Annotated in this window: 8 protein-coding genes; 3 read left to right on the top strand and 5 right to left on the bottom strand. The window is 60.1% G+C overall.

Annotation, left to right across the window (positions count from 1 at the left end; all coding sequences use genetic code 11):
* Positions 1–362: 362 nt before the first annotated feature.
* From prpF to L8H52_RS29865, 5 genes are all read right to left on the bottom strand, one after another.
* The gene (gene prpF / locus L8H52_RS29885; RefSeq protein WP_242210102.1) at positions 363–1553 is read right to left on the bottom strand and encodes a 2-methylaconitate cis-trans isomerase PrpF; all 1191 of its coding nucleotides are present in this window, start codon (positions 1551–1553) and stop codon (positions 363–365) included.
* A 55-nt stretch (positions 1554–1608) separates the two neighbouring features.
* The gene (gene acnD / locus L8H52_RS29880; protein WP_242210103.1) at positions 1609–4203 is read right to left on the bottom strand and encodes a Fe/S-dependent 2-methylisocitrate dehydratase AcnD; all 2595 of its coding nucleotides are present in this window, start codon (positions 4201–4203) and stop codon (positions 1609–1611) included.
* 203 nt (positions 4204–4406) lie between these two features.
* Positions 4407–5534: a 2-methylcitrate synthase gene (prpC, locus tag L8H52_RS29875; RefSeq protein ID WP_242210104.1), complete on the bottom strand. Its 1128-nt coding sequence runs from the start codon at positions 5532–5534 to the stop codon at positions 4407–4409.
* A 151-nt stretch (positions 5535–5685) separates the two neighbouring features.
* Positions 5686–6579, bottom strand: a complete 894-nt coding sequence (gene prpB, locus L8H52_RS29870; protein ID WP_242210105.1) for a methylisocitrate lyase — start codon at positions 6577–6579, stop codon at positions 5686–5688.
* Positions 6576–7298, bottom strand: coding sequence for a GntR family transcriptional regulator (locus L8H52_RS29865; protein ID WP_172828118.1), 723 nt, complete (start codon positions 7296–7298; stop codon positions 6576–6578). The genes prpB and L8H52_RS29865 overlap by 4 nt, the downstream gene beginning before the upstream one ends.
* A gap of 420 nt (positions 7299–7718) precedes the next feature.
* Between L8H52_RS29865 and L8H52_RS29860 the strand changes: the two genes are divergently transcribed.
* Genes L8H52_RS29860 through L8H52_RS29850 form a run of 3 tightly spaced genes read left to right on the top strand, consistent with a single transcriptional unit; the run spans position 7719 to position 10782 of the window.
* The gene (locus L8H52_RS29860) at positions 7719–8255 is read left to right on the top strand and encodes an ATP-dependent zinc protease (protein WP_242210106.1); all 537 of its coding nucleotides are present in this window, start codon (positions 7719–7721) and stop codon (positions 8253–8255) included.
* 5 nt (positions 8256–8260) lie between these two features.
* Positions 8261–9796, top strand: coding sequence for an inactive transglutaminase family protein (locus tag L8H52_RS29855; protein WP_242210107.1), 1536 nt, complete (start codon positions 8261–8263; stop codon positions 9794–9796).
* Positions 9796–10782 (top strand): alpha-L-glutamate ligase-like protein, encoded by a 987-nt coding sequence (locus tag L8H52_RS29850; protein WP_242210108.1) that lies wholly within the window; start codon positions 9796–9798, stop codon positions 10780–10782. Before L8H52_RS29855 ends, L8H52_RS29850 begins: the two co-directional genes overlap by 1 nt.
* The last annotated feature ends 16 nt before the right edge of the window (positions 10783–10798 follow it).

The following is a 10798-nucleotide window of genomic DNA, read 5'->3' as shown; positions in this document are numbered from 1 at the left end:
GAGGGAGAGGGGACTGATTGGGGGAGGCTTCAGAGGTTCACCGAAGTGAACGATCTCCATTGAATCCATAATCAATCTGGTCAATGCACAATTTCAGACACCTCGGTCGGCCCCTGAATCCATAATCGCCTCGATCTTTCAGGTCGATGTACAACCCCAGACACCTCGGTCGACCCCTGAATCCATAATCGCCTCGATCTTTCAGGTCGATGTACAACCCCAAACACCTCGGTCGACCCCTGAATCCATAATCGCCTCGATCTTTCAGGTCGATGTACAACCCAAGACACCTCGGTCGGCCCCCTCTCCCTTTGGGAGAGGGCTGGGCGGGCGGCGTTCCGATGAGGGTAAAAGATCTCAAATCAAAAAGAATCGCCCGGAATGCGCACATAACCTTCCATCAGCACGCGCGCACTGCGGCTCATGATGGCTTTTTTGACGACCCATTCGCCGTTCTCCAGACTGGCTTCAGCGCCAACGCGCAAGGTCCCGGACGGATGCCCAAAACGCACGGCACTACGTTCAACACCACCCGCTGCAAGGTTGACCAATGTCCCGGAAATGGCTGCCGCCGTCCCAATCGCCACCGCCGCCGTGCCCATCATCGCGTGGTGCAACTTGCCCATCGACAAGGCGCGCACCAGCAAATCGACATCGCCGGCGCCAATCGCTTTGCCACTCGACGCCACGTAATCCGCAGGCTTGGCGACAAACGCGACTTTCGGTGTGTGCTGCCGTTTCGCTGCTTCATCGAGATTGGCAATCAAGCCCATGCGCAATGCGCCGTAAGCCCGAATCGTCTCAAACATCTGCAACGCTTTCGGATCGCTGTTGATCGCGCTTTGCAGCTCAGTGCCGGTGTAACCGATGTCTTCGGCGTTGACGAAAATCGTCGGGATGCCGGCGTTGATCATGGTTGCCTTGAAGGTGCCGACACCCGGCACTTCCAGCTCATCGATCAAGTTGCCGGTGGGGAACATCGAGCCACCGCCGCCCTCCTCTTCTGCCGCCGGATCCATGAATTCGACTTGCACTTCAGCCGCCGGAAAGGTCACGCCGTCGAGTTCGAAATCACCGGTTTCCTGCACTTCGCCGTTGGTGATTGGCACGTGGGCAATAATCGTTTTGCCGATGTTGGCCTGCCACACGCGCACCACCGCGACACCGTTGTGCGGAATGCGGCTGGCGTCGACCAGACCATTGCTGATGGCGAACGAACCGACCGCTGCCGAGAGGTTGCCGCAGTTACCGCTCCAGTCGACGAATGGCTTGTCGATGGAGACCTGACCGAACAGGTAATCGACGTCGTGATCAGCCTTGATGCTTTTCGACAGGATCACGGTTTTGCTGGTGCTCGAAGTCGCGCCGCCCATGCCGTCGATTTGCTTGTCGTAGGGGTCGGGGCTGCCGATGACGCGCAGCAGTAGAGCGTCGCGAACCGGACCGGCAACCTGCGCCGCTTCGGGCAGATCCTTGAGGCTGAAGAACACGCCTTTGCTGGTGCCGCCGCGCATGTAGGTGGCGGGGATTTTGATCTGTGGTGCGTGAGCCATGAGTGCTCCTTAAGCGCGAACGCGGGCGGTATCGCCCGCGTGCACAAAACATGATTTAAACGGCAACCGCCGACTCTTCGAGGAAGTCCTGAGCGAAGCGCTGCAAAACGCCGCCGGCCTCGTAGATCGACACTTCTTCAGCAGTATCGAGACGGCAAGTGACCGGCACATCAACGCGCTCGCCGTTCTGGCGATGGATCACCAGCGTCAGATCCGCGCGCGGTTTGCGCTCGCCGATCACGTCGTAGGTTTCACTGCCGTCGATGGCCAGGGTGTGACGGTCGGTGCCCGGCTTGAATTCCAGTGGCAACACGCCCATGCCCACCAGGTTGGTGCGGTGGATGCGCTCGAAACCTTCGGCGGCAATCGCCTCGACACCGGCCAGACGCACGCCTTTCGCCGCCCAGTCGCGGGACGATCCCTGACCGTAATCGGCGCCGGCAATGATGATCAGCGGCTGCTTGCGTTCCATGTAGGTTTCGATGGCTTCCCACATGCGCATCACTTTGCCTTCCGGCTCGACACGCGCCAGCGAACCCTGTTTGACCTGGCCGTTTTCCACGACCATTTCGTTGAACAGTTTCGGGTTGGCGAACGTCGCGCGTTGTGCGGTCAAGTGGTCGCCACGGTGGGTGGCGTACGAGTTGAAGTCCTCTTCCGGCAAGCCCATTTTCGCCAGGTATTCGCCGGCGGCGCTGTCGAGCATGATCGCGTTGGATGGCGACAGGTGATCGGTGGTGATGTTGTCCGGCAGCACCGCCAGCGGGCGCATGCCTTTGAGCGGACGGGCGCCGGCCAGTGCACCTTCCCAATACGGCGGACGGCGAATGTAGGTGCTCATCTCGCGCCAGTCGTACAGCGGCGTGACTTTCGGGCCGGTGTCTTCGTGGACGGCGAACATCGGGATGTAGACCTGACGGAACTGCTCAGGCTTGACCGAAGACTTCACCACGGCGTCGATTTCTTCATCGCTCGGCCAGATGTCTTTGAGGCGGATTTCCTTGCCGTCGACCACGCCCAACACATCCTTCTCGATGTCGAAACGGATGGTCCCGGCGATGGCGTACGCGACCACCAGCGGCGGCGAAGCGAGGAACGCTTGCTTGGCATACGGGTGAATGCGGCCGTCGAAGTTGCGGTTGCCCGAAAGCACGGCGGTGGCGTACAGATCGCGGTCGATGATCTCTTGCTGGATCAGCGGATCGAGCGCGCCGGACATGCCGTTGCAGGTGGTGCAGGCGAAGGCGACGACGCCGAAACCAAGCTGTTCCAGCTCTGTGGTCAGCCCCGCTTCATCGAGGTACAGCGCCACGGTTTTCGAACCCGGCGCCAGCGAGGACTTCACCCATGGCTTGCGGGTCAGACCGAGTTTGTTGGCGTTGCGCGCCAGCAGGCCGGCAGCGATGACGTTGCGCGGGTTGCTGGTGTTGGTGCAACTGGTGATGGCGGCGATGATCACCGCGCCGTCGGGCATTTGCCCCGGCACGTCTTCCCACTGCCCGGAGATGCCTTTGGCCGCCAGATCCGAAGTCGCGACGCGGGCGTGCGGGTTGCTCGGGCCGGCCATGTTGCGCACCACCGAGGACAGATCGAAAGTCAGACCGCGCTCGTATTGCGCGCCTTTCAGGCTGTCTGCCCACAGGCCGGTGAGCTTGGCGTACTGCTCGACCAATTGCACTTGCTGGTCTTCACGGCCAGTGAGTTTCAGGTAATCGATAGTCTGCTGATCGATGTAAAACATCGCCGCCGTGGCGCCGTATTCCGGGGCCATATTGGAAATGGTCGCGCGGTCGCCGAGGGTCAGCGCCGCGGCGCCTTCGCCGAAGAACTCCAGCCACGCGCCGACGACTTTCTGTTTGCGCAGGTATTCGGTCAGCGCCAGCACCATGTCGGTGGCGGTGATGCCTGGTTGCAGCTTGCCGGTCAGTTCGACGCCGACGCTTTCCGGTAGACGCATCCACGACGCGCGACCGAGCATCACGCTCTCGGCTTCGAGGCCACCGACACCGATAGCGATCACGCCCAACGCATCGACGTGCGGGGTGTGGCTGTCGGTGCCGACGCAAGTGTCAGGGAACGCGACACCTTCACGCACCTGAATCACCGGCGACATTTTCTCCAGGTTGATCTGGTGCATGATGCCGTTGCCCGGCGGGATCACGTCGACGTTCTTGAAGGCCTTCTTCGTCCAGTTGATGAAGTGAAAACGGTCTTCGTTGCGACGGTCTTCGATGGCGCGGTTTTTCTCGAACGCTTGCTTGTCGAACCCGCCCGCTTCCACCGCCAGCGAGTGGTCGACGATCAATTGCGTCGGCACCACCGGGTTGACCTGCGCCGGATCGCCGCCCTGCAAGGCGATCGCGTCACGCAGACCGGCGAGGTCGACCAGTGCGGTCTGGCCGAGAATGTCGTGGCAGACCACGCGCGCCGGGAACCACGGGAAGTCGAGGTCGCGTTTGCGTTCGATCATTTGCTTGAGGGAATCGGTAAGCGTGGCCGGGTCGCAGCGACGCACAAGGTTTTCCGCCAGCACGCGGGAGGTGTACGGCAGGGTGTCGTAACTGCCGGGCTGGATCGCCTCGACTGCCGCGCGAGCGTCGAAATAATCCAGAGGGCTGCCGGGCAGGGTTTTGCGGAATTCTGTGTTCATCGGGTCAGGACTCGGGTCACGGTAGTTTCAAAGTGTGGGCCAGACACCGCCCTGAAATTCACACCGACCACTGTGGGAGCGAGCTTGCTCGCGAAGACGGACTGACATTCAACATCAATGTCGACTGATCTACCGCATTCGCGAGCAAGCTCGCTCCCACAGGATCTGGGTAATTTCAATGCCGATGGTTGGCACTCACCATTTCAGCGACGTTCGATTGGCACGAACTTGCGCTGTTCAACGCCGATGTACTCGGCGCTCGGACGGATGATGCGGTTGTTGGCGCGCTGTTCGAACACGTGTGCAGCCCAGCCGGTCAGGCGCGAGCAGACGAAGATCGGCGTGAACAGCTTGGTCGGAATGCCCATGAAGTGGTACGCCGAGGCATGGTAGAAATCGGCGTTGGGGAACAACTTTTTCTGCTCCCACATGGTCTTGTCGATGGCTTCCGAGACCGGAAACAACACCTTGTCACCGACCTCGTCCGCGAGTTTTTTCGACCAGCCCTTGATCACCTCGTTGCGCGGATCGCTGTCCTTATAGATCGCGTGGCCGAAGCCCATGATCTTGTCCTTGCGCTCGAGCATGCCGAGGGTGCCTTTGATCGCCTCTTCCGGCGACGAGAAACGTTCGATCATTTCCATCGCCGCTTCGTTGGCGCCGCCGTGCAACGGGCCACGCAGCGAACCGATGGCGGCTGTCACGCAGGAATACAGATCGGACAGGGTCGAGGCGCAAACACGGGCGGTGAAGGTCGAAGCGTTGAATTCGTGCTCGGCGTAAAGGATCAAGGAGACGTTCATCACTTTGACGTGCAGTTCGCTCGGCTTCTTGTCGTGCAGCAAGTGCAGGAAGTGGCCGCCTAGGGTCGGTTCGTCGCTGACACAGTTGATGCGCTTGCCGTCGTGGCTGAAGCGGTACCAGTAGCACATGATCGCCGGGAACGCGGCGAGCAGGCGGTCAGTCTTGTCGCGCTGCTCGGAGAAGTCTTTCTCCGGTTCGAGGTTGCCGAGAAACGAGCAACCGGTGCGCATCACGTCCATCGGGTGGGCGTCGGCGGGGATGCGTTCGAGCACTTCTTTCAGCGCTGGCGGCAGGTCGCGCAGCTTGCTCAGCTTGCCTTGGTATTCGTCGAGTTGCGCTTGGGTCGGCAGTTCGCCGTAGAGCAGCAGGTAGGCGACTTCTTCAAATTTCGCATCGGCTGCCAGTTCGCGCACGTCGTAGCCGCGATAGGTCAGCCCGGCACCGGCCTGGCCCACGGTGGACAGTGCGGTTTGCCCGGCAACCTGGCCACGGAGCCCGGCGCCACTGAGTACTTTTGCTTCGGCCATTGTGTTCTCCAATCTTTTTGAATTTGTAGGGAAAACTTGTGGGAGCGAGCCTGCTCCGGGCGGCGTTCCGACGAATGCGTCGTGTCAGTCACATTGATATTGCCCGGCCCGCCGCTTTCGCGAGCAGGCTCGCTCCCACAGGGGTTTAAATTCAGCCTTTCTTTTGTGCAAACAACGCATCGAGCTTCTGCTCGAACGTGTGGTAATCGATGCGATCGTAGAGCTCCATGCGAGTCTGCATGGTGTCGATGACATTCTGCTGCGTGCCGTCGCGACGGATCGCGGTGTAGACGTTTTCCGCCGCCTTGTTCATCGCGCGGAACGCCGACAGTGGATAGAGCACCAGCGACACGTCAGCGCCGGCCAGTTGCTCGGTGGTGTACAGCGGCGTCGAGCCGAATTCGGTGATATTGGCCAGGATCGGCGCCTTAACGCGGTTGGCGAACAACTTGTACATCTCCAGCTCAGTGATGGCTTCCGGGAAGATCATGTCGGCGCCAGCCTCGATGCACGCTGCAGCGCGATCAAGTGCCGACTCCAGACCTTCCACCGCCAGTGCATCGGTACGCGCCATGATCACGAAGCTGTCGTCGGTGCGGGCATCGACGGCGGCTTTGATGCGGTCGACCATTTCCTGCTGGCTGACGATCTCTTTGTTCGGACGATGGCCGCAACGCTTGGCGCCGACCTGATCCTCGATATGAATCGCCGCCGCGCCGAACTTGATCATCGACTTGACGGTGCGCGCGACGTTAAACGCCGACGAGCCGAAACCGGTGTCCACATCGACCAGCAGCGGCAAATCGCAGACATCGGTGATCCGGCGCACGTCGGTCAGCACGTCATCCATGCCGGTGATGCCCAGATCCGGCACGCCGAGCGAGCCTGCGGCCACCCCGCCACCGGACAGGTAGATCGCCTTGAAACCGGCGCGCTTGGCCAGCAGCGCATGGTTGGCGTTGATCGCGCCGACCACTTGCAATGGGTGCTCGCTGGCGACCGCATCGCGGAAACGCTGGCCTGGAGTGCTGTGCTTGGAACTCATGACTCACCTCGTTCAGTGGCTGTCTTATTGTGGGCGCCGTCCTGGTAATGACGGGCGATGTTGCGTTTCGAGGCGCCGATGTGGCGGCGCATCAACAATTCCGCGAGCTCGCCGTCACGGTCGGCGATGGCATCGAGAATCCGGTGGTGTTCGGCAAAGGCCTGGCGTGGACGGTTCGGCGTGGTGGAAAACTGGATGCGGTACATGCGCACCAATTGATAGAGCTCGCCGCAGAGCATCTGCGTGAGCGTGCGGTTGCCGCTGCCCTGGATGATCCGGTAGTGGAAGTCGAAATCGCCTTCCTGCTGGTAGTAGCCGACGCCAGCCTGAAACGCCGCGTCGCGCTCGTGGGTTTCCAGTACCCGGCGCAGTTCGTCGATTTCTTCGACACTCATGCGCTCGGCCGCCAGACGGCAGGCCATACCTTCAAGGGATTCGCGGATTTCATAGAGTTCGAGCAATTCGGCATGGCTGAGCGAGACCACCCGCGCGCCGACGTGCGGCACGCGCACCAGCAGGCGCTGACCTTCAAGACGGTGGATCGCCTCACGCAATGGCCCACGGCTGATGCCGTAAGTGCGCGCCAGCTCCGGCTCGGAGATCTTGCTGCCCGGGGCTATCTCGCCTTTGACGATGGCCGCCTGAATGCGCCGGAAGACGTTTTCCGAGAGTGTCTCGGAATCGTCGCCGCTGATGACCGGGGGATCGAGTTGATCCAGCATGATTGTCGACACCTTTAAATCCAATGCGGCAAAAACTAGCCAATTCGCCCGCATCAGTCAAAGGATAAATAGACATTGTCGACAATCGTCTAATAACCACAACCAATCTTCCATTGGTCGATAAATCCCTGTGGGAGCGAGCCTGCTCGCGAAAGCGTAGTGTCAGTCAGCATCTGCTTGAGATGACGCACCGCCTTCGTCGGAACGCCGCCCGGAGCAGGCTCGCTCCCACAGGGAATACCAAGGGTTATAGACCGGTGCCGGCGCTGGCGCCATAAAACCACCGTGCTAGAATGCCGCCCGCATTTGCTGGCCATTTGTACGGCTTGTCATAAAAAGCTGATAGGCACACGAAGGGCCTTGCGCAAGTTTTGCCAAGGACCTGAACCGAAAACGGAACGCTGCGCACCAGGATTTATGAGACTCAAGCCTTTTCCCACATTCTTTGCCCTGTTTTGCCTGCCCGGCCTCGCCGCCGCGGGGGAAAAAACCGTGTACGGCCTCAACGAATACGCTTCGCTTGACGGCATCAATCTCGAAGTCGCGGCCAAACTCGATACGGGTGCGAAAACCGCCTCGCTGAGTGCCCGCGATATCAAACGCTTTAAACGCAACGGCGAGTCCTGGGTACGTTTCTACCTGGCGATCGATGCCGCGCATTCGCACCCGATCGAACGGCCGTTGGCCCGGGTCAGCAAGATCAAGCGCCGCGCCAGCGACTACGACCCGGAAGAGGGTAAGAAGTACACCGCCCGTCCGGTGATCGAGCTGGATATCTGCATGGGCACGGCGCTTCGCAGCATCGAAGTGAACCTGACCGACCGAAGTGCGTTCCAATATCCGCTTTTGATTGGCTCCGAAGCGCTGAAACGCTTCGATGCGCTGGTCGATCCAAGCCTTAAATACGCTGCCGGCAAACCCGCCTGCACCATCGCCGCTCATACCGCCGAGTAATTTCCATGCGTTCTCTAACCTTCCACCTGAAAATCCTGATCACCATTCTGGTGCTCTTGGGCGTTTCGGTTACGGCCTATCAGATTTTCGTGCTCGGCATCCCGGTGACCGAAGATGCAACCGACGACTTGTGGAACATCGACGCCAAGGTCGAGTTCGTCGCCAGCACCAAGGATCCGGTGAAGATCCAGATGTTCGTGCCGCCATTGAGCCGCGATTACGTCAGCCTCAACGAAAGCTTTATCTCCAATAATTATGGCGTCGCCGTGAACCGCGTCGACGGCAACCGCAAAGTCACCTGGTCAGCGCGCCGGGCCAAGGGCAATCAGACTCTTTATTACCGTCTGGTGCTGACCAAGCGTTACACCGCTGAAAAATCCAAAGTCAAAGGCCCGACATTCCGCGACAGCATGGCCATCGAAGGCCCTGAGAAAATCGCCGCCGAAGCCCTGCTTGCACCGATCCGCCAACACTCGGCTGACGTCGAAACCTTTATTGGCGAGGCGATCAAACGCGTCAACAACCTTAACGATGACAACGTGAAACTGCTGCTGGCCGGCGATCCATCGACCGCGCACAAAGCCAAAATCGTCGAACTGCTGCTGTCCATCGCTCACGTGCCGGTGGAAAAAGTCCACACCATCCGCCTCGTCGCCGACCAGCCGCAAACCCCGGAACTGTGGCTGCGCAGCTTCAACGGCAACGACTGGCTGTACTTCAACCCGGAAACCGGCGAGCAAGGTCTGCCAACCGACCGCCTGCTGTGGTGGACCGGCGATGAAAACCTGATCACCGTCGACGGCGGCAAGAAAGCCAACGTGACCTTCAGCCTGAACAACAGCGAGATGAACGCGATTCGTCTGGCCAAGCTGACCGACGAGAACACCGACGCCAACTTCCTCGAATACTCGCTGTACGGCTTGCCGCTGCAGACCCAGCAGACCTTCATGATCATGGTGATGATCCCGATCGGCGTGCTGGTGATTCTGATCCTGCGCAACTTGATCGGCCTGCAGACCCTCGGCACGTTCACCCCGGTGCTGATCGCCCTCGCCTTCCGCGAGACGCAACTGGGCTTCGGCATTCTGCTGTTTACCGTGATCACGGCGCTGGGCCTGTCATTACGTTCTTATCTGGAACACCTGAAGTTGCAGATGCTGCCGCGACTGTCGGTGGTGTTGACCTTTGTCGTGGTACTGATCGCGGCCATCAGTCTGTTCAGTCATAAACTCGGTCTGGAGCGCGGTTTGTCCGTGGCGCTGTTCCCGATGGTGATTCTGACCATGACCATTGAACGCCTGTCGATCACCTGGGAAGAACGTGGCGCCAACCATGCGCTGAAAGTCGCGATCGGCACGCTGTTCGCCGCGTCCCTGGCGCACCTGATCATGACGGTGCCGGAGCTGGTTTACTTCGTGTTCACCTTCCCGGCGATCCTGCTGATTCTGGTCGGTTTCATGCTGGCGATGGGTCGCTATCGTGGCTACCGCCTGACCGAACTGGTGCGTTTCAAGGCTTTCCTGAAGAAGGCTGACGCCTGATGTTCGGTTTCTGGAAGACCTGGAAAGCGCTGGAGGCGCGGGGCATCATGGGCATCAATCGGCGTAACGCCGACTACGTGCTCAAGTACAACAAGCGCAGCCTTTACCCGATCGTCGATGACAAGATCATCACCAAGGAACGCGCGATCGAGGCTGGCATCCATGTGCCGGAACTGTATGGCGTGATCTCCACCGAGAAGGAAATCGACAAGCTCGACGAGATCATCGGCGGGCGCAACGATTTCGTGATCAAACCGGCGCAGGGCGCCGGCGGTGACGGCATCATCGTGATTGCCGACCGCTTCGAGGGCCGCTATCGCACGGTGTCGGGCAAGATCCTTGCCCATGAGGAGCTGGAGCATCACATCTCGAGCATTCTCACCGGTTTGTACTCGCTGGGCGGCCACCGTGACCGGGCGCTGATTGAATACCGGGTGACCCCGGATCAGATCTTCAAAAGCATCAGTTATGAAGGCGTGCCGGATATCCGCATCATCGTCCTGATGGGTTATCCGGTGATGGCGATGCTGCGCCTGCCAACCCGGCAGTCCGGCGGCAAGGCCAACCTGCACCAGGGCGCCATCGGTGTCGGCGTCGATCTGGCGACCGGGCTGACGTTGCGCGGCACCTGGCTGAACAACATCATCACCAAACACCCCGACACCACCAACGCGGTGGATGGCGTGCAACTGCCCTACTGGGACGGTTTCATGAAACTCGCGGCGGGCTGTTATGAGCTGTGCGGGCTGGGGTACATCGGCGTGGATATGGTGCTGGATCAGGAGAAAGGCCCGTTGATTCTTGAGTTGAATGCGCGGCCGGGGCTGAATATTCAGATTGCTAACGACTGCGGGCTGACGTTGCGCACCCATGCCGTCGAGGCGCGCCTGGAAGAGCTGAAGGCGCGTGGGGTGACGGAGACGGCTGAAGAGCGGGTGGCGTTTACTCAGGAAATGTTTGGGCATATTTCTGCGGTCGAGGGCTAAAAGCTGAAAAACTAAA

The organism is Pseudomonas sp. CROZ-RG-20F-R04-15 (genome assembly GCF_022662375.1).
Taxonomy (GTDB): domain Bacteria; phylum Pseudomonadota; class Gammaproteobacteria; order Pseudomonadales; family Pseudomonadaceae; genus Aquipseudomonas.
This window is presented reverse-complemented; position numbering and strand designations above follow the sequence as displayed.